The following is a 25,036-nucleotide window of genomic DNA, read 5'->3' on the forward strand; positions in this document are numbered from 1 at the left end:
GGCTTAATAGGTTGAAATCGCCCAGATTTATCCTTCAATCGTGACAAAATCACGGGGATTCGATCGGATAAACATACTGATTCGGTTCAAGCTATCCGGTACAATCTCCAGAAACTTTCCATATAAACGCTCAATGGCTTTGGACAGCTCACGATCTTGCTCTAAATCTTTAAAGGAAGCAGATGTCATTGGAATATTGAGCTTGTGGTTCCGCTCTTCAATCATCTGTTTCGTATCTTCGAGCAGCAGTATCATGTTCTCGTCACCAAAATAACGCAACCCACCAATGACACCTTGCCAATATCCAGACGTCTGAAGCAAATAAGATACCCAAGAGTAATATTCACTTGCCGAATCCTTGGCATGATCATAAAATACCCTAAACATACATAATGCCTGCTGACTCCTGTTCAAACTGGAAATAACCTGCTTCTTGGTTGCCCCATCTTTCCCACGAATGCTTAAGAGCGCCTGCTCCACGCACGCCCATCCGAGCCTTTCGTCGCTCATCGAATCAAAATCCGCCTGATTCATCGTCACTAATGTCATATAACACCTCTTTTTTTGATTTACACGAATGTCAATATAAAAAATAAAAAAAATTACTCTGGTTTAATGACCGCTAATGCTGTTTCAATCCCTTGCTCCAAGACTTCCATGAGCTGCTCTTTGATCTCTGTTTTGGACAATTCTTTCCTGTGCAATTCCTGCTTCAGTTGATCCAGATAGTGCATCCCTTGGGATACCGCTCCCCAGAATTGCATGGCCATCAAGCTTGCACTCCCTTGACGAATCGTTCCTTGCTGCATGCCCTTCTCCATGGCCGATGTTATCGGTTGGATGAATGTCTTCACCCATTCGAAAGAAGAGAACTGATCATCTTCGGTATACAGGTATTGGATATCCAGGCTAATGCGCGTGTAAAAACGGGATACCGCCGGTTCTTCCAAAACTTGTCTGCACACGAACCGTGCATACTCACTGAACAATTCAAATACAGATCCTTTTTGCCTAAAATGAGAAACTGTCGTTTGTTGGGTCTTGTTCATCATATGCTCATACAGTTCACGGAACAAAGCTTGCTTGTTCTCGAAATAATGATACACCAATCCGCGTGCTAAACCGGCTTGTTTGGCAACATCACCAATTTCGGTAGCGGAATATCCTTTTTCTGCATACACAACCAAGGCTGCCTGCAATATTTCCCGTTTTCGTTGTCTGCGAATTTCTTCATTTTGTTCCTTCGTACGCGGCGACAAAAGTAACCCTCTTTTCATTTTTTCATTGACATTCATGTCAATGAAAATTATAGACATCATTTGGAAGTATGTCAAATTGCCCGGATCGCTCAAACGTGAAAGTATATATACCGAAACTCGGCTTGTTGATGCCGCTTCTTCGTGCTGTTGCTAAAAGCGAAATCGACACTAAAAAACCGGCAAAGTCAAAATAAATTGGTAAAATGTTATAGACGGCTCGAATATGGTTAATGTCCGCTACGTAAAACTGGAACACAAGACAACTCACAGTCATCATAAAACTTTTCTCCTGTTTCGAAGGGGAGGGGAGTTGACTATTGTTTTCGCACCGGTGAGCTGCCTCATCTTTAACTACTACCATGCAGCGCATGAAGTCTTCAGGCATGAAGTTTGAGATTGATCGGTACAGGCATCTGTCGCTCATGGTGGTCGAGGGGGAATTTTCAAGCGTGGTAGAAGTGAATTTGTTCGAGCTTCCGACATGGTTCGGTGCGGAGATTAGTTCGGACAAACGGTACAGCAACAAGGCATTGTGGAAGCAGTTGAATCAGTAAGCGCTCTATGTCTCAATTAGTCCCGCCGCATGGACACTATTACGTCGGTGTGGGGTGAGTTCGACATCTCGCGCGTGTGGTTGTACAGAGTAGGTAATACACAGGGGTTGAATTTCAGCTGTGTATGAGTTGCTGTAAGATAGAAGTACCCTCTTTAGGTGGATGTAGGAAAGTGGGAAATTATCCGAAATTGAAGGTTGCCTATTTAGATACGCCCAGCATACAGCAGAATACATGTAAATAATCATAAGGTTTGGCCGCGCTCCTAAACTGGCCAAAATAGATTGCCGATTAGGCAAAGGGTGGACGGGTCTAATGGATTATCTTATGATTAAGTATAACGGTGCTAAGAAGGAGCCACATTCATGAATACATATAGGATACATGCTTTATGCCTCAGTATATCCAAACTCTATCACAAAAGGTGTTTTTGAAGTCCAACCTTTGACTTTGCATGAACAGCAAAAAGTTTGTTGCGCAGAGTAGCTTCTGTCTTTTTAAAGCTAGGAGCCGAACAGAAATCCAAGGAATGTCTAAACCTAGCCAGTCAGCAATTTATCAAGTAAGCGCTTATTCGATTCGTATTTACACCTAGGAGAGGAGCTAGGGGAACATAAAGAGGATATTTACCGGGTAAATAGATTATTCGGCATATACAGATGAAGAATGGGAGGAGTTTGAGGACCGAACGGACATTCATCTTGAGCGTTTACGAAAGAGGGAGTGATCTTTCAATCGATCGTCTCCTTGTTTCCCAGTCTTTCGATTCCTTGCTTGTCATAGGGAAAGCGGATCCAGTCACATGCGATAAACATGTGGAAGCTTATAGTAAAATTGCAAACGGTCATAAAGTGGTGATTAACAATTGCGGGCATACGCCCCATGCCGAATGTCCTGATGTCTATTGTTACAAGATGATGGAGCTTTTTACGTTTAAATGAAATTGGCAGTGGCGCATACATATACTTTAACAAGGATGTGAGTAAATAATGGTTTTTCATGCGAAAATAGCGATTCTTCCTATGAGTATATTTATATTTTTATTGGTAGGCGCAATGGTCGCGATTGCTGTTCTTCCTCTCACTTTTATTCTCGGAGAGGTGTCTTCATCCCTTATTTTTTTCATTTCGGTTGCGATGTTTATTGTTACAGTTAGCCTTCTCTTGTTGTACATAACCTCCATTAAATTTGTTTTGACGAAGGAACATCTACTAATCAAAGCAGGTCCATTTAAACGTAAAATATTGTACCCAAACATAATAAAAGTCGTCCCAACGACCGCTCGATTCACCGGTTATCAAATTTCCTCGTCTGATAAGGGAATTGAATTGCGTTACAAAACATCCAATGCTTCTAGAACGATAAAAATATTACCAAAGGGTAAAATGGAATTTATTGCCGAGTTGAGAAAACGGTGTCCAAATGCACAGATTAGTGAATTTTAAAGTGAAGAGGGAAGTTGGAGAGGCAATGTAGAAGTAAAAGAAGATAGGGAAATGACTCTATACAAACGAAGAAAATCCGGCATCTGGGTTATTAGAGCGAGTAGAAATACGCATATCAGAAAGCCAGTAGAGGGATGTACGTTGGAAGCCTTTGCAATTCATATGATATGAATAGTAGAAAGCAGGTTCTCCTCGGGTTTTTCGAGCAAAGTGAAGGAATGGGAAAATCCATTATGAAAAAATAATATGTCTGAATAAATTAGTAAGTTACTATTCTGAGAGCAATATAAAGTAATAAATCACCTATTTCACTAAACTCCGGAAGGTCAAGGGTATAACCCATCGCTCACTGCTGTATTCTCGATGATGATGTTATTGCAATTTTGAGACGGAATACGTAATACAAAAGGATGGTGTCTCTATGGACAAGAACGAGGAAGTATCTCTATCGCTTAGAAAGATCGCCAATTCCAGTGAAATTAACCAGGTAGCTGCGGGGCTGAAAGAAGTGAGGCGGTCTGGTAAAGCCGCTTTGCCACTATTGATAGATGCGCTTCATGGTGAGGATCCGATGTTGCGTGACATTGCATGCGCCGTTCTCGGAGAGTTAGGTCCAGACGCAGGAGAGGCGGTGCCGAAACTGATCGAGCTGATGCAAACAAGCTCTGAGGAGACAAGGATGGCTGCAGCTCTCTCGTTGATGCGCATCGGATCTGACAGTCTACCATTATTGGAAGAAACAGCCAAGAAGTCAGTGGGTTTAATGAAATTCTGGGCTTGTTGGGCCATATCCTGGCTCGATCCTTCTCTGTTGGATCCGGATATGATCGGATGTTTGAAAGCTGAGCAGGAACAGCCGACGAATGAAGTAACCCCATTTGCCGCGGCTGAAGCAGTTGGGAAAGTGATCGCATGGCAACTGAAAGAAGCTGACTAAAATAATTTTTAAAGACGCGGGCATCTTTGGTACAACGTTATGTGTGGAGATTGGATAATGTGTTGAAAATGCTCGCTGTTCTTGTCAATCGGACGTGTACTCGGATGCCATCCGGAAGAGGGGGAAAGCAGCCGGGAGAGACTAGGCGTGATATATATCTGCTTCGATACGTTGTTTTTGATTGTTTCTTTTAGTTTACATAATATACATTACAGGAACCAATTGAAGTAAAAAGAAATATGGTCTCGAATCACAAGTTTACTTCAGTTTTCGAGACGAGAAAAATTAATTCATTTCATTGCCAGCACTAATCACTTATCTTAATTATTTCGAACGTCACCCAACAGAAACCAAATTATAAAAAAGGAACTGTTGCACACAGTTCCCTAATACTTGCCCTGTTAGCTAAACAAAAGAAACCGATCACGTTTTCTTTTGTTTTATAACGCTTAAGGCTGTAAATATACTTGAATTTCATGAGACTGGCTATCGAAATTATCGTAAAGTTCAGTTACAAGAATAACTGTAGTATCTCTCACATTATTTCGGTTAAGGTAATCCTGCATTTTTTTTATTCTTTCCATCTTATTATGTTCATTGTAAGTAAGACAAACATATTTCCCTTCTGGAATATGGCTTAAGACGTATTCATTTTCGGGTATAAAGTGTTTTAGCTCATCTCCACCCGTTACCCTCATATATGCAGATATAAAAGATTCTTTGCCAAGATTAAGGAAAAGCGGAATATCAATGAAAAAACCACTTTCAAAGTCAAATTCCAAATTAGATTGAAGCATGTCCATCTCAATCTTTCTGCTATTCAACTCAAAATTAAATACTTCGCCTTGATCTTTTAATTTAATTATACGTCTTTTATTAATCCATCTTTGATAGGGTTCTTGCTGCTGTACAGCTTCTAACCCATACTCAATGAGTTTTGTTACTTTCGTAAATCTTTTATTAACACTGGATAGTGTCTCTATTTGTTTTTCTAACATATCTCGATAAGCTCTAATCTTTATTGAGATTTCTTGCATATCGCCGGAACTAAGGGTATCTCTGACTTCTTTCAAAGGAATACCGAACATTTTGGCATATTTAATGATGTCAAGATAGATGAACTGGTCAAGAGTGTAGTAGCGATACCCACTCTCCTCGTTAACATAAGAGGGTTTTAATAATCCTATTTTGTCATAATGTCTTAATGCCTGAATTGAGACATTATTTATTTTTGCAGTTTCTCCAATGGAAAAAATGTTTTTCATAAAAATCCCCTTTACTCTATACCTGGTATAGACTATATAGTTTAATTATAAACGATAAAGAGGCATATTCAATGCCTTTATAAAAGGAGATCAGCAACCATGAAAAAAGTATTACTTGCTACATTGATCGCATCCGCACTGCTTGTTGGATTAAGCCTTCTTGCTAGTACTCAGGGAATAAACACTGTGACAGAGCCAACAGCAACACCGCAAAACCAATCTATCTCAAAAGAAGAAGAAAGAGGTGCATTGGTAAGCTACGAAAAAGTAAATGATTTAACTACAGAAGAAATCAATGAGTTGAATCCTGAAAAGAATATCGGGCAGCTTTTGGATTATGATGTATCTTTATATTCTATTACTTACGAGTCCGTCCAAAATGGAAAACCGGTTGTATTATCAGGTCTTGTAACGATTCCTAAAGGTAAAGAAAAACCATCTCTCTTGCAATACCATCATGGTACAATGCTACCGATTCCAATGCCCGGTGGCGAAGGTTCAAACGATGTACCTTCCTTATTCAACGGACAGGCGGCTCAGCCTGACGCTGATTTTGGGGAGACAAGAATGATGATTCTGACTTTCGCATCAGAAGGATATGTTGTGAGTGCCCCAGACTATGCCGGTTATAATGTTTCCAAGGATTTAGATCACCCATATAATATTCCGAATGAATTGGCAAACTATTCAGTAGATATGATTAGAGCAACTAAAGAACTAACAACAGTATTAGAAGTGAAGACGGACAGCAAATTATTTTTAACGGGGTGGTCTGAAGGAGGAGGAGCTGCTTTAGCAACTCATAAGGACATTGAGCAAAAATATCCTAAAGAATTTAACCTTATTGCTACCTCTGCATTAGCTGGACCATATGACATGCCATCTATGCTCGAAAGCAATACTTTTGAGCTTGAAGACGACGATTTGGGTGAAAATGCTGGTATTTATAGTTGGACATTATATAGTTTGCTAAAATTCAGTAACATCAATGTACCTTTAGATAAGATATATAAATATGAAGTCCAGAATTCTTTAGATGCGCTTAATCCACCTTCCAGTAAAGTAAGCGAGTTTATAAACTTACCGTTTCTACAAGAAAGCATCATGAGTGGTGATAACGAGAAATTGCTTAATGCCATTGAACAACTAAGCCTTATTGACGGTTGGATTCCTAAAGCAAAAATCATGCTCCATTCAGGTAAGAACGATGATATTGTCCCCCATTATAATACGTTGAACGCCTATAACAAGTTTAAAAAGGAAGGAGCAGATGTAACCCTGTATGAATATAACGGTGACCACTATACTCCTGACTTAGACTATCTGACAACTACGATTAAAGATTTTGGAAAACTGTCTCGAAAAAAGTAATAATCTTTAGCTTTTACCATATAAAGACCTAATTATTCAAAGCATTAGACCTTTTAGTTTTTCTTAAACCTTTTGTTTGACCAATCTAAGGAGGCACTTTATGAGTATGAGGACAGAGACAATAACAAAACACTTTAAAGAGTTTTATAAAATTGAAAATTTATACAAAACATCCTTTCCAGAAAATGAACGAATCCCGCTATGGTTTTTATTATGGAGATCCCGAAAAAAATTCGTTGATTATATTGCCTTCTACGATGATGATGTGTTTATTGGATTCGCCTATCTCATATCAGATAAAAACCTGACCTTTGTGCTATATTTGGCCATTTCGTCAGAATTCCGATCAAAAGGTTACGGAACGTTCATACTATCTGAGATCAAACAAAAATATGCAGACAATCGTATCATATTAAATATTGAAGCAATTGATGAAGTAGCGGACAATAATGAACAACGACTTAAGCGCAAGCATTTTTATCTGAAAAATGGATTTCAAAATGCAAGTTTCAAAATTATAGAATACGGGCAGATATACGAAGTATTGATTCTTGGAAGCAATGTTACTATTGAAGAATATATATTTTTATTAAAGCAATTTACTGGGGTTCTTTTCAGTTTGCTTTACAGGCCTAAATTTATAACTGGCAGTTGTTAGATATACATTCATGGAATAAACCAGTAGCTAAACGCCCAGCGGCGGTTCTAAAAGTTATCAGAAGCAGAATGGCTAATTAACCTATTTCACCTGCTTCTGGTAACTTTTACTAATCCTTCAATCCTAATCCATCTAGAATTTTCTGGACGTACTTTTCAACCCTTGCTTCTCGTGTTTTTGGTTGTTTGGCTCCTGAAAAATAAAGAATGTATGCTCGTTGCCTTCCTGGCGTCAATGCGTCGAAAGCTGTTTTCAAAGCGGGGATTTCTGCGAATTTACTTTGAAGCTCTTCTGGAATGATCAAGTTGGTATTGTCTTTATCGTTTTTTACTTTTAATCCGGCTTTTTCTACTTCAATTGCTTCATATATATAGTCTTTTAAAATCGGCTCCCTTTCAATAATTTCCTGAACATTTGTAAAGCGAATTTGGCGGGCTGCCTGAACGTTCTCTGTTTGTTGGATGAGCATCCCATGGGCATCCTTTAACAAGGCACCTTTATGAAAGAGAACCGCACAGTAGTCTTTAAATCCATGTATTAATACGATGTTTTTATTTTCAAATGTATAGCAAGGGTGCATCCACTTAAATTCTTCAGTCAGGTCACAGTCAAGAATAATATCTCTTAACTTCTTATATTCTTCCTTCCACTTTTTAGCGTTCGTTAAAAATTCATCAACCTTGGGATTCATGCTGTTATTTGTCATTGAGGGATACAACTCCTTCTCTATCTGTTTTGGCGACATCATTAGTATGTAAGAAGCTATGGAAACCTTCTCACGCCACTTTTTTGAAGTTCAACATACACTTGCAGGTTCAGAAATTTAAATACAATTTAACGTTTAAATGAGAGTTGTTTTTCTTCCAATGAAGCGCTAAGAGTTGGCAAGGAAGCTGGTCCTATTCCATGAATCTTTAAAATTTCCTTTTCACTAAAGTTTGATAGCTGTTCTAATGTCGTTATTCCCTCATGTATCAATGCATTTCTAGCGGGAGATGAAAGCTTTGAAAGGAACCCACTACTTGGTTTACTTTCTCGTTGGCATGTTGGACAGCTTGGACGATCTGTACTTTTATAATAGTTATGCCCTTTATTGCACGTTTTTCGTTCTTTTGAAGTAGTCATCTCTTCCTCCCTTTTCTAAGCATCATTGCTTTTTAAACTTTACTACTCTAATCTTATAATTTTTTTCAAGTCATGCATACTACCAATAACAATCTCAGTTGATTTTGGTTTTGTTGTCTTCTGTGTGCCTTTTATCTAGTCTTGGCGAGCGGGGTGAAACTTTTTTAACATCAATTCGTAAAACAGTATATAGATGAAAAAAAGGAGTGATGGGCCTTGCCTTTTATTGCTGAGCAATTATTCCTATTAGCGATTAATCCGCAAACAGCGAAGCCTTATTACCGAGCAACAACGGCTCTACCTTATGCGCTTAATGGCGCGCTACTGGCTGAATTGATGATCAATGGCAATATTGAATTGCAACGTAAGAAAGCAGTCATTGTTAATGAAGATACGAATGATCCATTGCTTAGGCAAACACTTGCACGCATGAAAGAGAAAAAGCCCCGCGCTCTCAATTATTGGGTGCAAGGCCTCTCTTCTTCCCGCACTCATCAAGACGTGGCAACATTGCTTGAGGAAAAGGACCAGCTAACGGTTCGTAAAACACGTATTCTTGGCCTCTTTCCAAGTTATGAATACCATTTAGAACGAAACGACTTACACGTCCACGCCTATCGTTTATTTCGGGCGGTGCTAGATAAAATCGGGAGCCAAGAGCCCCTCGACCGAGAAGAAGAACGATACGCAGTGTTGCTTGCATTTTTGCATACGAGCAAGCTTTTGCCTCTTATCTTTAAAAAACGAGCTGAAGCACGGGAGGCAGCCGCGCAGTTGAAGCGGATCAGCAAAGACTTGCCTGTCTCTACTGAAGTCAAAAAGACGATTGATGCCATGGAGGCGGCAATGATTGTAGCGACGACTACGGTAGTGGTCACATCAAGTTCCTCTAGCTCTTCGTAAAGAAGAAGCTGTCGCCTGAAATCTGTAAAACAATTAGACTGTAGAAAACGTAGGTACGTTTTTCTACAGTCTGAGGCGCGCTGTTATACGGGCGCTTTTTTTAATGGTCTTCCTTTCCTTTGAATGCAGCTCCTCTTGATTCATGAGCGTCGATAATAGTGAAAAAGGCATTTCGGTCATGTTCATAGATCGTATTTTTTAGCTGCATGATCTCCAGTCTTCCTACCACCACATATAAGATGTCTTTTTCTTTTCCTTGGTAGCCCCCCTGCCCTTTTAGCCGTGTTACGCCTTTGCCCAGCTTCGCCGTAATTGCTTCAGTAAGCTGTTCATAGTGGTCCGAGACAATCATAACCGCTTTCGTTTGATCGGGACCTTCTACAACTGCGTCGATCGTTTTGGCGGCTACGTAGTAGGTAAGAATAGAGTACATGGCATTTTCGAAGCCATACACGAAGGCTGCCCATGCGAAAACGACTACGTTAAAAACGAGTACGCATTCACCGACTGTAAAGGGAATTTTACGAGTCAACAATAATCCTAACACTTCTGTGCCGTCCAGTGCGCCGCCGCTTCGAATGACCAACCCGACGCCGAGTCCTAATAGCAGTCCCCCAAATATGGTTGCCAGCAATGGCGTAGTTGTAAGAGGTTCTAAATGCCAATGATGCAAAAGTGCTTCCGATACAGCAAGGATAATGTTTCCGGTTAAAGAATAGATTAAAAAACGCTTGCCGAGGTAGAGGAATCCAAAATACAAAAACGGGACGTTTAAAAAAAGGACGAGAATGCCGAAATTAAAAGACGTAATCGCATTTAAAATCAACGAAATGCCGATAATGCCCCCATCGATAATACTGTTTGGTAGTAGGAACCATTCAATTGCTATAGCAGCTAAAATGGCCCCTGCAATAACAGTGAATATACGAAAGCTGAGTTGCTGTGAAGCTGGCATAGGCAGTCCCTCCATTCTAATTACTATGGACAAAAATGAATTTTTTATGCAAAAGGACCCAATTGTAAAATGAGACTTTCGGCTTAAAAGAGTGACAGATTGACGAAATTGCGAAGAGTGCTTCAAGCATTGGCTTCTTTGTCCGAATTAAGTAGTAAGGACAGATTTAAAAGGAGACTCACATGGACAAGACATCATTTATCGGCATTCTTTTAGGAATAAGTACAGTCATATTTGGGGTCATTTTAAAAGGCTCTAGCTTAGACGTGCTTCTGAATCCCGCCGCTATTGTCATCATCATAATTGGTACGATTGCAGCTGTTTTAATCGCCTTTCCCTTTTCGGACATTAAACGAGTTCCAAAATTGTTTGGCGTATTGCTGTCTGAACGGAAAGAAACATCTCAACAGGAAATTGTAGAAAAGTTTGTAGAGTATGCGACGATTTCACGTCGTGACGGGATGCTTGCCCTTGAAAGCAAGATTGAAGATATAGACGATCCGTTTTTTCAGCAAGCTACACGGATGATGATTGATGGCCAGGACCCTGATTTTATTCGCCATACATTGCATGAGCGGATTGATGCGATGCAAGAACGCCATGCGACAGGAGCGGCGATTTTTAGCCAAGCCGGCACCTATTCACCAAGCCTTGGTGTGCTCGGGGCGGTGCTGGGGCTCATTTCTGCACTTGGCAATTTGGATGACATTAACAAGTTGGGCGAGTCGATTGCGGCTGCTTTTGTCGCAACCCTGCTTGGGATTTTTTTCGGCTATGTGCTTTGGCACCCATTTGCCAATAAACTACGGCGTAAATCAAAAATTGAAGTATTGAATCAACACATGATTATCGAAGGAACGATCGCGATTATCAATGGCAGCTCGCCTCGTGCGGTTGAAGAATACTTATCGGTTTATATGGAGGAAAAGAAGCAAAAAGCATACAAAGAAGGAGCAGAACAAAGACATGTCACACAAGCGGAGGCCTAGGCAGCATGACAGTAATACACATGTAGACGAAACATGGCTCCTCCCTTATGCCGATATGCTTACTTTGCTTGTCGCCTTGTTTATTGTCCTGTTTGCGATGGGCCAAATCGATCAAGCGAAGTATGATCAACTCAAAATTGTTCTTTCAGAAACGCTTGGCGGACAAGGGATTCTTGACAATCAAAATGCCCTCGACGATGTGGATGAACAGGCGAGGAATACTCTTGAAAGCGATCCTTCTGAATTAAGTGAAGCCTCAAAAATCGAGCGAAGTGAATTGGAACAGCTTCAGGCACGCTTAAATGGGTATATTGAAGAAAAGCAGTTGGCGGATCGGCTGCAAACAGAACTTGGTGCTTCCGGTTTGTTAATTACGATCAACGACGGCATATTGTTTGCCTCAGGTAGTGCTGAACTCAAGAGCGATTCGGTCGAACTAATCGAGCAACTATCGGCTATGCTTGCTTCTGACCCACCGCGCTATATTCAAATTTCTGGCCATACCGACGATGTGCCGATGGGAAATAATGAATATGATTCGAACTGGGAATTAAGCAGCGCCCGCGCTTACAATGTCATGAAACTGTTTTTCGAATACGATCATTTTGAGCCAGCGCAACTGTCATTTGCTGGCTACGGTGAGTATCACCCGATTGCTTCAAACGAGACTGCTGAAGGAAGGCAAGCCAACCGACGCGTTGAAGTCCTCGTTCTCCCGTTGGAACCAATCGAATAATAAAACGGAGTGGGTTCCTGCCCCACTCCGTTTTTTAGGTGGCATTTGACAGCATGCTTTGTCAAGAACTACAATAATCTCGTTACTTGTTTTTGGCGATGTTTACATGAAAAGAAGGTGAACCTGTTGTCGCGAGACGTTGCTTGGATGATTGGCCGAACGATTGCCATTGTGGTTTTTCTCATAGGTTCTTTATGGGTGTTCGCAAAGGTCTTCTCGCTTACATACCCTTTTTGGTTTGCGGCTTTGTTTGCCTGGATGCTACAACCAGTCGCCCGTTTCTTTCAACAAAAGCTCCGCTTTAGCCGTGGTTTTGCCAGTTTGTTTGGTTTGCTGGGTGGAATTCTGGTGATTAGCGCGATTCTAACGGGGTTGGTTTTTCTTATTTATTTTAGTTTGCGCCAATTTTTCGAGCAAGTGCCAACGTGGATTGAGGAAGGTTCTGAGAAAATGCAAATCTTCTTTAATGAAACGATTTGGCCGTACTGGCAGCAAGTACTTGGCTTGTTTGATACGATCGATGTAGGCACACACAATGTCCTTTCGGAAGGAATTGACCAGCTGGGAACAGTGCTTGGCAATTTTCTTGGTGATATCGGGCAAGGGGTTGTTGACTTTTTAACAACAGCGCTCTTAGGGTTACCGAACTTTTTGGTGGCGTTTCTGTTTATCATTTTGAGCATTTATTTTATGGGGAAAAGCTGGAGCTATTACCAAGATGTTTATGATCGCCATGTGCCAAAACGGCTGCGTAAAAAAGGCAGAGAGTTCGTACAAGCGATCCGGCGAAGGCTGTTTGGCTTTCTTCGAGCCCAGTTTATCCTCATGTTTGTGACTGCTTGTATTGTCTTTGTTGGCCTTTTGATCATTCGGGTCGACAATGCTTGGATGCTTGCCATTGTCGTCGGAATTGCTGAGCTCCTTCCTTATTTAGGGACTGGCACGATCTTGATTCCTTGGTTTATATATTTGTTTATTACAGGCGATGTTTCCGGCGGTTTCGGAATTGCGATTTTATACATCATTGTGGTCATCATCCGGCAACTTCTTGAACCAAAAGTGCTTTCAAGCCATATGAACTTAAATCCAATCGCGGTCTTAATTTCTTTGTTTGCTGGCCTCCGCTTGTTCGGTGCATTCGGCCTGTTTTTAGGCCCCGCTATTCTGGTGTTGATCGTGATTTTGAATGACATTGGCTTTTTCCGAGCCGTTCTTCAGTTTATCCGCAACGGTTTTACTGAACCCGAGCAATAGCCCGCTCTAACTGAGCGGGCTATTGCTTTGGCCAACCTTGTTCATTCGTTGAATGGGAGAACGCATCCTCCCCTGATTGATGGCTGGCCTGTTGTTCTTGTTCAAGGGCTCGAGTTGTCTCTGTATCGCCCTCCATTCGTGCATAATCCACTCCACTAGCTTTTTGATGGTCCTCCGCTAAAGGCGTTTCCCTTTCTCGTTGCGCTTCTGGTGTTCGCTTCGCATAAGGGAGTGCTTCCAGGCGTTCATAAGGAATCGGTTGCCCTGTATCGATACAAATTCCGTACGTACCTGCTTCGATTCGCTCTAGTGCTTCTTTGACGTCTTGAAGGCGTTTTTGGTCTGCCTCGTTTAGTGATTGTTGGATGACACGGTCTTCGTATTCAGAAGCGGTTTCACCAATATGGTTATCGGCGCCCCGAGCAATGTCGCCGCGGCTGTCCGACATTTCGCCAGTGGTTTGTAGCCTCTTTGTTTCAAGTCTGTCTTTCATGTCTAGCAATTTGTGTTTTAAATGAGCAAGTTGTGTTTCTGTAAGTCCCATGTTTGCTAGCCTCCCTGTACGTCCTTTACTGCCCTTTTCCCGAAAGGACAGGTATGCAAACAATGAGGGGGCAATTGATTGCGAGGAGATGGTAAGGATCCTAGGTGTTGTCCGACAATGTTTCGTGCTAAAATAAAGAAAACCTTATAAGCGAGGATGTACCATGACCAAACATCGGATCTATACAACGAGTGTCGCGAGCGTCTATCCCCATTATGTGGCGAAGGCAGAGAGAAAAGGACGCACAAAAACCGAAGTCGATGAAATTATTTGTTGGCTGACCGGATATAGCCAAAAAGAGTTCGAAGCGCAACTAGAAAAACAAACAGACTTTGAGACATTCTTTGCGGATGCTCCAGAGCTGAATCCTTCACGAACGTTGATCAAGGGCGTCGTCTGCGGTGTCCGAGTCGAAGACATTGAAGAACCGACGATGCGGGAAATTCGCTATTTGGATAAGTTGATCGATGAGCTAGCAAAGGGAAAAGCAATGGCGAAGATTTTACGGAAATAACAATGACACACGAAGAAACACCGACTCTTTTAGATTGGGAATCGGTGTTTCTTGCTGCCTAAGTGAAGAGGCGTAAAAATGCAGCAAATGTTTTTGCGAGGCATGAAAAGAAGTCTACTAAAAAAGCCTTGAAGCATGAGCTTCAAGGCTTTGAGGTTTCCTTAGTGAATCATACGTATGAAAGTGAGTGCGTCGCCGCTTTCGTGTTGGTCAAAGGCATATGACCCGTTGGAGTAGCGGTCAGCACGGCGATAGTCCTTTGGCGAGACCTCAATCGTGTCTCCTTTTGCCGTTTCGATTGCAAATGTTTCCTCTTGAGAGCGGACCCGCTTGAATCCAACTAATCGATGAGGGTTGTTTTTCAATTCCCTTAGCATTAACACGCCTCGTTTGGCGCGGCTTGACTTTTCAAATTCAGTAATGGCCATTTTCTTGACCGCTCCACGATGAGTGGCGACGAGAAATTCAACGGAATCTTCAAGGCCGAATGCTTCGGCGCCAATACAGAAATCGCCTTCCTTTAAATTGATTCCCTTTACCCCAGCGGCACGTTGGCCGACGAGGGAAACATCTTCTTCCGAAAACCAAAGTCCATACCCAAAGGCTGTGGCTACGAACAGCTCTTGCTGGCCGTCCGTCAAAAGCACGCGAACGACTTCGTCCCCTTCTTTTAGCTTTAAGGCCATCAGCGGTTTTGAATAGCGTTGGGCTTGGTATAGGTTTAACGTTGAGCGTTTAGCCATCCCTGCTCGCGTAATAAAGAGCAAATACTTCGTCTCGGCAAACTCGCGAATGATTTGTGCAGCGATAATTTCATCATCGGCATCGATCGCAACGAGGTTGGCAACATGTTGGCCATCGTCTTTCCAACGGATGTCTGGCAGCGAGTGGACAGGCACGTATAAGTAACTTCCCCGTTTTGTAAACAATAGCACCACATCGGTTGTATTTGCTTCTTGGGATAATAAGAGACGGTCCCCTTCTTTCATTCCTGGCCCATCTTGGCTAGAGGCTGAGTAGGAGCGCAGGCTTGTCCGTTTGACATAGCCAGCCTTTGTGATCGTCACGCGAACATCTTCCGAGGCAATCAACATGTCCATATTGATTTTGATTTCTTCAATTTCTGCTCGTATTTCGGTACGGCGCGGAGAAGCAAATGTCTTTTTAATTTGGTTTAATTCCTTTTTAATGACGGAAATGAGTTTCTTTTCGCTGGCCAAAATCGCTTTTAGCTCGGCAATCCGCTTTTCAAGCTCTTCGGCTTCTTTTTGAAGCGTCGTAATGTCGGTATTGGTCAGACGGTAAAGTTGGAGTGTGACAATCGCTTCTGCTTGTGGTTCAGTAAAGCCAAACTGGCTTTGCAAATTGGCTTTTGCGTCTTTTTTATCTTTTGAAGCGCGGATCACAGCGATGACTTCATCCAAAATGGAAACGGCTTTCATAAGGCCTTCGACAATGTGGGCGCGGTCAACTGCTTTCTTAAGCTCAAATTGGGAGCGGCGCGTAAACACTTGTTTTTGGTGGTCGATGTACGCTTGCATCAGGTCGCGCAGCCCCATTAACTTAGGGGTTTTATTGTGTATCGCTACCATGTTAAAGTGGTACGTCACTTGCAAATCGGTATTTTTAAACAGGTAATGGAGAATCGCTTCTGGATCGGCTTCTTTTTTCAGTTCAACGACAATACGCATCCCGGTACGGTCTGTATCGTCCCGGACTTCGGCAATGCCGTCTACTTTTTTGTCAAATCGGATTTCATCCATTTTTTTAACTAAGCTCGCTTTTACTACTTCGTAAGGAATTTCGGTAATGACAATCTGCTTGCGGCCGCCGCGCGTTTCTTCAATCGCTGTCCGTCCGCGGACGACGATTTTGCCTTTCCCTGTTTCATAAGCTTGGCGAATGCCGTTCGAGCCTTGGACAATCCCGCCAGTAGGGAAGTCAGGGCCTTTAATAATTTCTAGTAATTCATCAAGGCTCGTATTTGGCTTTTGCATCAACAATGTAATGCCATCGATGATCTCTGGCAAGTGATGAGGCGGTATGTCTGTCGCATAACCAGCCGAAATACCTGTTGAACCATTCACAAGCAAATTTGGAAACATCGCTGGCAAGACGACAGGCTCTTCAATCGAATCATCGAAGTTGGGGATGTAGTCGACTGTGCCTTTGTCTAAATCACGCATCAACTCAGCGCTTATTGCCGATAGCCGTGCTTCCGTATAACGCATGGCTGCAGGTGGATCGCCATCCACTGAACCGTTGTTGCCGTGCATGTCGATTAATTGTTCACGCACTTTCCATTCTTGGCTCATGCGGACCATTGCTTCATACACGGAACTGTCGCCATGGGGATGGTAATTGCCGATGACGTTCCCAACGGTTTTGGCTGCCTTTCGATACGGTTTATCAGCCGTATTGCCTTCATTGTACATCGCATATAAAATACGGCGTTGCACAGGCTTTAGTCCGTCTCTAGCATCAGGCAATGCTCGTTCCTGGATAATGTATTTGCTGTAGCGGCTAAAACGGTCGCCGATGACATCTTCTAAAGGAAGGTCGAGATAACGTTCTGATTTTGCCACTTACGATTCCTCCCCTACTTGCAGATTCTCGTTTTCCAAAATATTTGTGTCCTCTTCTAATCCAAAGGCAACATGGCTTTCAATCCACTTACGGCGCGGTTCGACTTTATCGCCCATAAGGGTGGCCACATGTTTTTCAGCCCGTGCCGCGTCCTCCAAACGAACGCGGATCAATGTCCGTGTTGTTGGATCCATTGTTGTTTCCCATAGCTGAGTTGCGTTCATTTCGCCAAGCCCTTTGTAACGTTGGACAGTCGACCCCCTGCCGACTTTCTTTAACGCAGACTGAAGCTCGTTTTCATCCCATGCATACTCGACTTGCTCTTTTTTGCCGCTGCCTTTGCTTACCTTATATAAAGGAGGCAAAGCGATGTAAATTTTTCCTTCGTCTATGAGCGGTTTCATATAGCGATAGAAAAACGTTAGCAACAGTACTTGTATATGAGCACCGTCTGTATCAGCGTCCGTCATAATGACGACTTTGTCATAATTACAGTCAGCGCTATCAAAATCGGCTCCTACGCCAGCGCCAATTGTATGGATGATCGTGCGGATTTCTTCGTTTTTCATAATGTCATCAAGCTTGGCTTTTTCGGTGTTGATGACTTTTCCCCTAAGGGGGAGAACAGCTTGGAATTTACGGTCGCGTCCTTGTTTGGCTGAGCCACCGGCAGAGTCGCCCTCGACTAAGTACAGTTCATTGCGAGCTGGGTTCCGCGATTGAGCTGGTGTCAGTTTGCCGCTCAGCAACACATCTTTGCGCTTGTTTTTCTTGCCGTTGCGCGCATCTTCCCTGGCTTTACGTGCCGCTTCCCGCGCCTGTGCTGCTTTCATTGCTTTTTTAAGCAACATCGTTGCCACAGCCGGATTTTCTTCTAGAAAATAACTGAGATTTTCCGAGACAATCGCATCGACAGCAGAACGGGCTTCTGGTGTCCCTAGCTTGCTTTTCGTTTGCCCTTCGAATTGCAGTTTCGCTTCGGGGACGCGAACCGAGACGACCGCCGTGAATCCTTCCCGTATATCCGACCCATCTAAGTTTTTATCCTTCTCTTTTAAAACGCCAATTTTACGTGCATGTTCATTCATGATCCGGGTCATCGCTGTTTTCGCGCCTAGCTCGTGTGTGCCGCCGTCCCGTGTACGGACATTATTAACGAAAGAAAGCACATTTTCCGTATAAGCATCGTGAAATTGAAAGGAAAAGTCCATTTGGATGTCATTGGCGCTTCCGGAAAAGGACACAACTGGATGAAGCGCTTCTTTTCCTTCATTTAAATAGTCGACAAAGGCTTCAAGCCCTGTATCAAACTTAAACACTTCATGTAGCTCTTTTCCAGGGCGCTTGTCCGTTAATTCAATTTGGACGCCTTTCAAAAGAAAAGCCGCTTCTCGAAGTCTTTCCGCCAATATTTCGCTATTAAACTGAATCGTTGAGAAAATGCCTTCATCTGGCTTAAAACGGACAGTCGTGCCTGATGAGCGTGTTTTGCCTTTTTTCTCTAGCGTTGTGACTGGCTTGCCGCCTTGTTCGAAACGTTGTGTGTATCGATAACCATCCCGTTTAATCTCCACTTCAAGCCATTCCGATAAGGCATTGACGACGGAGGCGCCAACCCCATGAAGCCCGCCACTTGTCGCATATCCACCTTGGCCGAATTTGCCTCCAGCATGAAGGACGGTGAAAATGACTTCCGGCGTCGGCTTTCCGGAACGGTGCATGCCGACTGGCATCCCCCGCCCTTCATCTTCAATCGAGACACTTTGATCTTTATGGATCGTTACTTTTATTGTGCTTCCGTAGCCGCCGAGTGCTTCATCGACGGCATTATCAACAATTTCATAAACAAGATGGTGCAGCCCGCGAACATCGGTTGAGCCGATGTACATGCCAGGCCGCTTGCGTACCGCTTCAAGTCCTTCTAAGACTTGAATGGCATCCTCATTGTATTCAACGTGCTGTTTTGCCATTCCGTTCTCCCTTCCATTTATCTATAAATCGATTATACCACAAAATGCACGAACATTTGTTCTGTGTAGGTGAAATAATGGCCTGTCCTTCTTCATTTTAACCATTGTTTTCCTGTATGCAACAGTTTTTTCTAATAGCACCTTACCATGTTTATCTTTGTTGTTGCAAATGCCTGGCTATCTTGCTTGACAAAATCAAGCCCGCACCTATGATGCGGGCTTTCGATCATTTAAACTTAGCATGCTCAACTTTAATGCAACGGTCCATGACTGTTTCGACTCCATGTGCTTGCAAATACTCATACGCTTCCTCGTTAACGACGCCTAATTGCGACCAAAAGACGCCAATGCCTGCTTTGACTGTGTCTCTGGCAATCTCAGGGAGAAACTCGCTGCGGCGAAAAACGTTAACGAGATCTACTTCATCCTCAATATCAAGGAGCGATGGGTACGCTTTTTCACCGAGCACTTCATCGACGCGGGGATTGACAGGGATAATCGTGTATCCTGCTTTTTGCATTGCCTCGGATACCATGTAAGAAGTGCGTTCGGGATTGTCGGATAAGCCAACAACCGCAATGCGCTTTTTCGTATGAAGCAGTTCTTTAATCCGTTCATCACTTGGGTTTTTCATGTGTGTTCACTCCTTTTTCGTCTTTCAGTAGGCCTTTCTCTTGCAAAAACTCGCCAGCTACTTGATAAGGATCTTCGTCGTTAATGTCCACGCGATAGTTCAATTCAGATATTTCTTCAACAGAACCAAGCCCGGCGAGTTGGTTTAAAATGGACGCCAATTCAGGATATTCTTCGATCGCTGTTTTGCTTACTAACGGTGCTGCTTGGTAAGGCGGAAATAAGGACTGGTCGTCTTCTAGAACAACCATATCATACTGGACAAGTTGCGGGTCTGTCGAGAAAACGTCGCTTACTTCTATGCTCTCGTTTGCGATCGCTTGGTAACGAGTGGAGACGTCAATCGATGTGACATGTTCGAACGAAAAGCCGTACGCTTCCTCAAAACCGAGATAGCCATCTTGTCTGTCCATGAATTCAAAGCTAAAACCGACGTGAAGTTTAGTGGCATAAGGTCTCAAATCGCTTATTTTCTTGGCGTTAAGTTGTTCAGCCTGATCCCGGGGCATCGCCAGCGCATACGTGTTTTGAAAGGCCATCGGCTCGAGCAGCACGTCACCGTATTCAGCAAGGAGGCCATCACGAGCTTGTTCGTAGGATGTCCGTTCATTATAACTGAAATCGTCTGTACCCAACAAATCACCTAGAACGGTCCCTGTAAATTCTGGATAAAGATCGATATCCCCTACACGTAAGGCGTTAAAGTTTACGCTTGTCTCACCAAGTGGGGCCACTACTTCAACAGTAAGGTCGGTGTCTTGTTCGATTAAGTGTTTATACATATTGGCGAGGATTGGTGGTTCAGGGCCGAGTTTTCCGCCGATAACTAAATCTGGCTCATCGCTTTGAACGAAGGAAGCGATGGGCGAAATCCCGACGATGGCAAGGGCGACAAGAAGTACGCTCGCGAGCGGTTTATACGTTGTTCCTTGTGCGTGCGCTGCTCGCTTCTCGCTGAAACGCAAAACAAAATCGAGTGCTAGTGCAAGCAACGCAGCTGGAAGAGCGCCGAATAATATATACTCATTGCTTGTCCGCTGAATACCTGTCATAATGATTTGTCCAAGTCCGCCGCCGCCAACAAGCGCTGCCAGGGTGGCGGTGCCGACGATCAGTACCATTGACGTACGGATGCCTGCCATGACTGTTGGCATGGCGATTGGTAGCTCTACTTTCAGTAAACGGCGGTATGAATTCATGCCCATTCCTTTCGCTGCCTCGATCAGGGATGGGTCAATGCCTTTAATTCCTGTATATGTATTGCGTAAAATGGGCAGTAACGCGTAGGCAGAAAGGGCAATGATGGCTGGAGTCGTACCAATCCCGACAAAAAGGACTAAAAAGCCAAGCAAGGCGAGCGATGGGATCGTTTGCAAGACGGCAGCAGCGCCGATCACCCACTCCGATATTCGTTTATAACGAGTAAGCAAAATCCCTAGTGGCACGCCAATTGCCACCGCGATCAGCAATGAAGCAAGCGACAATTGAATGTGTTCCCAAAATGCGCGTATTAGCAAATCAGAACGCTCTTGAAAAAGGTTGATATAAGATGTCCAAAAGGTAGCCATATCTTTGTGCTGCATGCTTAAAGCGCCCGAACGCTGTCCTGCTTAAGCTCGCAGTTCTTCCCCATTTTGTATGCACGCGGACAGTGCTGGATTAAAGTGTTTTTAGGCTCAGTTTGGCCAAGTCTTCATAAGAAATGGTGCCAATTAGTTGATTTCCTTCCTTGACTGGAAGGGCTGGCACACCTTGTTTTTGCAAAGCTTCAAACGCTTGCTCAAGCGTGCTGTCCCGATTTAAAGTCAACGGGTCATCAAGCAAAACGCCATGATAAAAAGCGCGGATTAGTTCCTGCTTATCGTTGATTTCATATTGCAACTCGGCTTGATTCGTGTTCGCTCTTTCTTTTACGTAGGCGCTTTTGTAGACAGGCATCATCACATCTTTTAATGGCATGTTCCCAGGTGAGATCGTTCGCCCCATCATTTCTTTCACAAGGCTTGTCCGTGGATTTTCCCTTAGTTGCTGGGCGGAGCCAATTTGCACGATTTCCCCTTTTTCCATAACCCCAATGCGGTTGCCGAGTTTCGCCGCCTCTTCCATATCATGTGTGACAAACACGACTGTTTTCTGGATCGTTTGTTGCAATGCTTTAATATCTTGTTGGAGCTGGCTCCTTGACAACGGGTCAAGGGCGCTGAACGGCTCGTCCATTAACAAAATATCCGGATCAGCCGCAAGCGCTCGAGCCACGCCAACACGTTGTTGTTGACCGCCGGACAAATCACTTGGCATGCGCCCCCGGTAAATGTTAGGTTCAAGTCCAACTAAATCAAGCAATTCATCGACGCGCTTTTCAATCGTCGACTTCTCCCATTGTTTCATTTCTGGCACAATCCCAATGTTTTCTGCTACAGACATATTCGGAAATAACGCGATTTGTTGTAAAACATAACCAATGTTCCAGCGCAGTTCGTGAATGTTTGCTTGAGCGGTATGTTGGCCGCCAATGAAAATCGCGCCAGAAGAAGGTTCAATTAGACGATTAATCATTTTAAGGGTTGTGGTTTTCCCACAACCACTAGGGCCAATTAACACAAAGAATTCCCCTTTTTCGACGTTAAAGGAGAGCTTGTTTACAGCTGTTGTGCCGTCAGCATATACTTTAGAGACTTGCTCAAAGGCAATCACGTTATACTTCTCCCCCTTATGATTAGGCGCTTTTTCGTATATACCCGATTTTGTTTTTTTTAACCACAGCTCCCTTCCGAGGAATGAACAATCCCCGCAAGGTTGCCCCTGCGGGTTGTGGTTACGTGCGAAATGTGGCAGCGCCTGTTTGAAAGCCAGACTGGCCAATGTGTTGACCACCATCAATCGTTATACAAGTGCCGTTAATGTAAGCCCCATCTGGGGACAACAAATAAGAAGCAAGTTTGGCCACTTCTGTCGTCTTGCCAAAGCGGTTAAGGGGGATGCTTTTTACCGCTTTAGCATGAGCATGCTCATCTTGAAGCAGTTTTTCAACGCCACCTGTGTTTTCAATCGGGCCTGGTGCAATGGCATTGACCCGTATTCCATACTGGCTTCCCCATTCGACGGCCAACGTTTTCGTCATCGCTAGGACGCCCGCTTTGGCGCTGGCTGAATGGACGACTCCTGGGCCGCCTGTCCATGCATAGGTGGCGACAATGTTGATGATCGACCCTTTTGTATTGTCAGCAATCCAGCGCTTTCCAACTGTTTGCGTGACATGCCACGTTCCATGTAAAACGATGTCAATAACCGCTTTCCAACCATTTTCCGACAAGTCCTCAGCTGGACATAAAAAGTTCCCAGCTGCATTGTTGACAACTCCGGTCAATGGCCCGAGCGATTCGTAAATTGCTGCTACCATCTTTTCGACATCGGCCCGGTTCCGCACATCGACTTCATAGGTCGCCACTTGATCAGGGAATGTTTCAATTTCCTGTTTGGCTTGCGTTAATTTGTCGCCATTTCGTGCACAAATAGCAACAAACGCCCCTTCCTCGGCAAACTGTTTGGCGATCGCTTTGCCCATGCCACTGCTTCCACCTGTAATTAATAGGACAGGCTTGTCCATAACGGCCTCCTTCCTTCTCGCAAGTCGGCTTCCTCTCTCTTTTATTATGCTAAATAAGGCTCGATAATGGAAGAGATATGGCTCAAAAACGAAGGATTTAACAATGGGGTGGTCGTTTCACAAAAATAGCCGGTTAACACCATGATAAGATGTAACCGGCTTGTCTAGTTCGATGATGGATTTCAGGGTCGAATGAGGACAAGGGAGGAACCGTCGCTGGATGCCGATGACAATCGACACACAGTCATTTATGAACCTAAATCTTCTCCATTTGTGGCAACGACCTTTTGATACCAATAAAAACTGTCTTTTTTCTTCCGCTCAAGTGTTCCGTTTCCATAATCGTCTTTATCGACGTAGATAAAGCCATACCGTTTCGACATTTCGGATGACGAGCAACTGACAATGTCGATTGGTCCCCACGGATAATAACCTATGACTTCCACACCATCTTTAATCGCTTCTTTTATTTGTTCAATGTGGCGTTTAAGGAAATCGATACGATACGGGTCATGGATTTCCCCATTTGCATCGACCTTGTCATAAGCACCGATGCCGTTTTCTGTAATCATGATCGGTTTTTGGTAACGGTCATAATACATATTTAAAGCTGTTCTTAATCCGATCGGATCAATCGACCAGCCCCAGTCACTCGCATCGAGCTCTGGATTAATTTTTGCCGAGTTAAGTTGTTTGACGCTTTCAGCGTCAGAGATCCGTGTATAGTAATAAGAGAAGCTAAAGAAATCGGCTGTATGTTTGAAATCTTCTTCATCGTTTTCTCCGAATTGAATATGAAGATTATGGTCTTCAAAAAAACGGAACGCGTAATTTGGATATTTGCCGCGCATAAGAATGTCAGAGAAATAGTATTCCATTTGGTTGCGTTTAACCGTCGCCAGTACATCTTCTGGTTTGCAAGTGGCAGGGTGAGAAATGGCATCAAAAAGCATCATGCCGATTTGCATGTCGGGATTTATTTCTTTGGCTATTTTCGTTGCTCTTGCACAAGCAACAAGCTCATTGTGTGCCCCTTGGTATTTGGCTTCCAGTAAGTTTTCGACACGATCTGCTGGAATGCCAAGATGATTAAAGGATTCAAACGTAATTAGGTTGATTTGGTTGACGAGAATCCAATACTTTACTTTGTCTTTGTAACGATTAAACAATACTTCACAGTAACGAACAAAAAAGTCAATTGTTTTTCGGCTATACCACCCATTGTATTCAGTCGCTAAATGCAACGGCATTTCATAATGGGAAACAGTGATCAATGGTTCCATTCCGTTTTTAATAATCTCATCGATGAGATTATCGTAGAATTTTAGCCCTTCTTCATTCGGTTCAGCTTCATCGCCATTTGGAAAAATCCGTGCCCAATTAATCGATGTACGGAACGAATTCATCCCCGTTTCTGCAAGCATGCGTAAATCTTCTTTATAGCGATGATAGAAATCAATTGCTGTCCGTTTTGGATAGTGGCCTTCTTTGTCTTCGATGGCCGATTGAATGTCTTCTGTTGTTAGTTCCAAATTGGCTTTTTTCTTAATATCCACGCGATCCGTAAACTTGTTAATGTCAGCTACGCAAAGTCCTTTGCCGCCTTCTAAATAAGCGCCTTCCGCTTGGTTTGCCGCAATCGCGCCTCCCCATAAAAAGTTCTTCGGAAATGTGTCCGGGTTTTTTCTCATTTTAATTGCCTCCTTTAATGAATGCGTCAGTCATCTACGT

Annotated in this window: 25 protein-coding genes; 10 read left to right on the plus strand and 15 right to left on the minus strand. The window is 43.4% G+C overall.

Going from position 1 to position 25,036, the window contains the following annotated elements; genetic code table 11:
• Nucleotides 1–27: 27 nt before the first annotated feature.
• From N6H06_RS09690 to N6H06_RS09700, 3 genes are read right to left on the minus strand one after another with little or no spacing between them, the layout of a single operon-like run.
• The gene (locus N6H06_RS09690; RefSeq protein ID WP_212953548.1) at nt 28–549 is read right to left on the minus strand and encodes a hypothetical protein; all 522 of its coding nucleotides are present in this window, start codon (nt 547–549) and stop codon (nt 28–30) included.
• A 53-nt stretch (nt 550–602) separates the two neighbouring features.
• Entirely contained in the window at nt 603–1,259 is a 657-nt protein-coding gene (locus N6H06_RS09695; protein WP_212953550.1) for a TetR/AcrR family transcriptional regulator, read from the minus strand.
• A 37-nt stretch (nt 1,260–1,296) separates the two neighbouring features.
• Nucleotides 1,297–1,536 carry a hypothetical protein gene (locus N6H06_RS09700; RefSeq protein ID WP_212953552.1) on the minus strand — a complete coding sequence of 80 codons (240 nt, stop codon included), beginning with the start codon at nt 1,534–1,536 and terminating at the stop codon, nt 1,297–1,299.
• A gap of 954 nt (nt 1,537–2,490) precedes the next feature.
• Here N6H06_RS09700 and N6H06_RS09705 point away from each other — a divergent pair.
• The 3 genes from N6H06_RS09705 to N6H06_RS09715 all read left to right on the plus strand — a co-directional run bounded on the left by N6H06_RS09705 (nt 2,491) and on the right by N6H06_RS09715 (nt 4,195).
• A complete protein-coding gene (locus N6H06_RS09705; protein ID WP_263706117.1) occupies nt 2,491–2,754 on the plus strand; it encodes an alpha/beta fold hydrolase in 264 nt (87 codons plus the stop codon).
• Between the two features lie 48 nt (nt 2,755–2,802).
• Entirely contained in the window at nt 2,803–3,258 is a 456-nt protein-coding gene (locus tag N6H06_RS09710; RefSeq protein ID WP_212953558.1) for a PH domain-containing protein, read from the plus strand.
• A 421-nt stretch (nt 3,259–3,679) separates the two neighbouring features.
• On the plus strand, nt 3,680–4,195 hold the full coding sequence (locus N6H06_RS09715) for a HEAT repeat domain-containing protein (protein ID WP_263706118.1): 516 nt from the start codon (nt 3,680–3,682) through the stop codon (nt 4,193–4,195).
• 449 nt (nt 4,196–4,644) lie between these two features.
• On the opposite strand, the gene N6H06_RS09720 is transcribed toward N6H06_RS09715, so the two are convergent.
• A complete protein-coding gene (locus N6H06_RS09720) occupies nt 4,645–5,460 on the minus strand; it encodes a MerR family transcriptional regulator (protein ID WP_263706120.1) in 816 nt (271 codons plus the stop codon).
• A gap of 99 nt (nt 5,461–5,559) precedes the next feature.
• On the opposite strand from N6H06_RS09720, the gene N6H06_RS09725 reads away from it, so the two are divergent.
• Both N6H06_RS09725 and N6H06_RS09730 read left to right on the plus strand, forming a co-directional pair.
• Entirely contained in the window at nt 5,560–6,831 is a 1,272-nt protein-coding gene (locus N6H06_RS09725) for an alpha/beta hydrolase family protein (protein ID WP_263706122.1), read from the plus strand.
• A gap of 100 nt (nt 6,832–6,931) precedes the next feature.
• On the plus strand, nt 6,932–7,489 hold the full coding sequence (locus N6H06_RS09730) for a GNAT family N-acetyltransferase (protein ID WP_263706123.1): 558 nt from the start codon (nt 6,932–6,934) through the stop codon (nt 7,487–7,489).
• A 109-nt stretch (nt 7,490–7,598) separates the two neighbouring features.
• Here N6H06_RS09730 and N6H06_RS09735 read toward each other — a convergent pair whose 3' ends face one another.
• Both N6H06_RS09735 and N6H06_RS09740 read right to left on the minus strand, forming a co-directional pair.
• The gene (locus tag N6H06_RS09735) at nt 7,599–8,195 is read right to left on the minus strand and encodes a YdeI/OmpD-associated family protein (RefSeq protein ID WP_062746839.1); all 597 of its coding nucleotides are present in this window, start codon (nt 8,193–8,195) and stop codon (nt 7,599–7,601) included.
• A gap of 128 nt (nt 8,196–8,323) precedes the next feature.
• Nucleotides 8,324–8,614, minus strand: a complete 291-nt coding sequence (locus N6H06_RS09740) for an RNA polymerase alpha subunit C-terminal domain-containing protein (RefSeq protein ID WP_082808258.1) — start codon at nt 8,612–8,614, stop codon at nt 8,324–8,326.
• A 216-nt stretch (nt 8,615–8,830) separates the two neighbouring features.
• Here N6H06_RS09740 and N6H06_RS09745 point away from each other — a divergent pair, with 216 nt between their 5' ends.
• Entirely contained in the window at nt 8,831–9,517 is a 687-nt protein-coding gene (locus N6H06_RS09745) for a GOLPH3/VPS74 family protein (protein ID WP_062746838.1), read from the plus strand.
• A 100-nt stretch (nt 9,518–9,617) separates the two neighbouring features.
• Here the strand turns inward: N6H06_RS09745 and N6H06_RS09750 are convergent, their stop codons facing one another.
• A complete protein-coding gene (locus N6H06_RS09750) occupies nt 9,618–10,472 on the minus strand; it encodes a YitT family protein (RefSeq protein ID WP_082808257.1) in 855 nt (284 codons plus the stop codon).
• A 182-nt stretch (nt 10,473–10,654) separates the two neighbouring features.
• Here N6H06_RS09750 and motA point away from each other — a divergent pair, with 182 nt between their 5' ends.
• The 3 genes from motA (at nt 10,655) to ytvI (ending at nt 13,451) form a co-directional block, all read left to right on the plus strand.
• Nucleotides 10,655–11,461 (plus strand): flagellar motor stator protein MotA, encoded by an 807-nt coding sequence (gene motA / locus N6H06_RS09755; protein ID WP_062746834.1) that lies wholly within the window; start codon nt 10,655–10,657, stop codon nt 11,459–11,461.
• Nucleotides 11,439–12,197 carry an OmpA family protein gene (locus N6H06_RS09760; RefSeq protein ID WP_062746832.1) on the plus strand — a complete coding sequence of 253 codons (759 nt, stop codon included), beginning with the start codon at nt 11,439–11,441 and terminating at the stop codon, nt 12,195–12,197. Before motA ends, N6H06_RS09760 begins: the two co-directional genes overlap by 23 nt.
• A 117-nt stretch (nt 12,198–12,314) precedes the next feature.
• Complete coding sequence (ytvI, locus tag N6H06_RS09765) at nt 12,315–13,451, plus strand: sporulation integral membrane protein YtvI (RefSeq protein ID WP_082808308.1); 1,137 nt, start codon at nt 12,315–12,317, stop codon at nt 13,449–13,451.
• A gap of 19 nt (nt 13,452–13,470) precedes the next feature.
• Here the strand turns inward: ytvI and N6H06_RS09770 are convergent, their stop codons facing one another.
• On the minus strand, nt 13,471–13,995 hold the full coding sequence (locus N6H06_RS09770; RefSeq protein WP_263706135.1) for a TraR/DksA family transcriptional regulator: 525 nt from the start codon (nt 13,993–13,995) through the stop codon (nt 13,471–13,473).
• 163 nt (nt 13,996–14,158) lie between these two features.
• On the opposite strand from N6H06_RS09770, the gene N6H06_RS09775 reads away from it, so the two are divergent.
• Nucleotides 14,159–14,509, plus strand: a complete 351-nt coding sequence (locus N6H06_RS09775) for a DUF2200 domain-containing protein (RefSeq protein ID WP_263706137.1) — start codon at nt 14,159–14,161, stop codon at nt 14,507–14,509.
• Between the two features lie 161 nt (nt 14,510–14,670).
• Here the strand turns inward: N6H06_RS09775 and parC are convergent, their stop codons facing one another.
• The 7 genes from parC to N6H06_RS09810 form a co-directional block, all read right to left on the minus strand.
• Nucleotides 14,671–17,094, minus strand: coding sequence for a DNA topoisomerase IV subunit A (gene parC / locus N6H06_RS09780; protein ID WP_062746826.1), 2,424 nt, complete (start codon nt 17,092–17,094; stop codon nt 14,671–14,673).
• On the minus strand, nt 17,095–19,065 hold the full coding sequence (gene parE / locus N6H06_RS09785; RefSeq protein ID WP_212953566.1) for a DNA topoisomerase IV subunit B: 1,971 nt from the start codon (nt 19,063–19,065) through the stop codon (nt 17,095–17,097). It lies immediately after the preceding gene.
• 226 nt (nt 19,066–19,291) lie between these two features.
• Entirely contained in the window at nt 19,292–19,699 is a 408-nt protein-coding gene (locus N6H06_RS09790; protein ID WP_062746822.1) for a CoA-binding protein, read from the minus strand.
• Nucleotides 19,683–21,281, minus strand: coding sequence for an ABC transporter permease/substrate-binding protein (locus N6H06_RS09795; RefSeq protein ID WP_263706143.1), 1,599 nt, complete (start codon nt 21,279–21,281; stop codon nt 19,683–19,685). The genes N6H06_RS09790 and N6H06_RS09795 overlap by 17 nt, the downstream gene beginning before the upstream one ends.
• A gap of 76 nt (nt 21,282–21,357) precedes the next feature.
• Nucleotides 21,358–22,392 (minus strand): ABC transporter ATP-binding protein, encoded by a 1,035-nt coding sequence (locus tag N6H06_RS09800; RefSeq protein ID WP_062746818.1) that lies wholly within the window; start codon nt 22,390–22,392, stop codon nt 21,358–21,360.
• A 121-nt stretch (nt 22,393–22,513) separates the two neighbouring features.
• Nucleotides 22,514–23,305, minus strand: coding sequence for a 2,4-dienoyl-CoA reductase (gene fadH / locus N6H06_RS09805; RefSeq protein ID WP_263706148.1), 792 nt, complete (start codon nt 23,303–23,305; stop codon nt 22,514–22,516).
• Between the two features lie 248 nt (nt 23,306–23,553).
• Complete coding sequence (locus N6H06_RS09810) at nt 23,554–24,996, minus strand: glycoside hydrolase family 1 protein (RefSeq protein WP_212953570.1); 1,443 nt, start codon at nt 24,994–24,996, stop codon at nt 23,554–23,556.
• Nucleotides 24,997–25,036 lie beyond the last annotated feature (40 nt).

Source organism: Shouchella tritolerans (genome assembly GCF_025770735.1).
GTDB lineage: Bacteria > Bacillota > Bacilli > Bacillales > Bacillaceae_D > Shouchella > Shouchella tritolerans.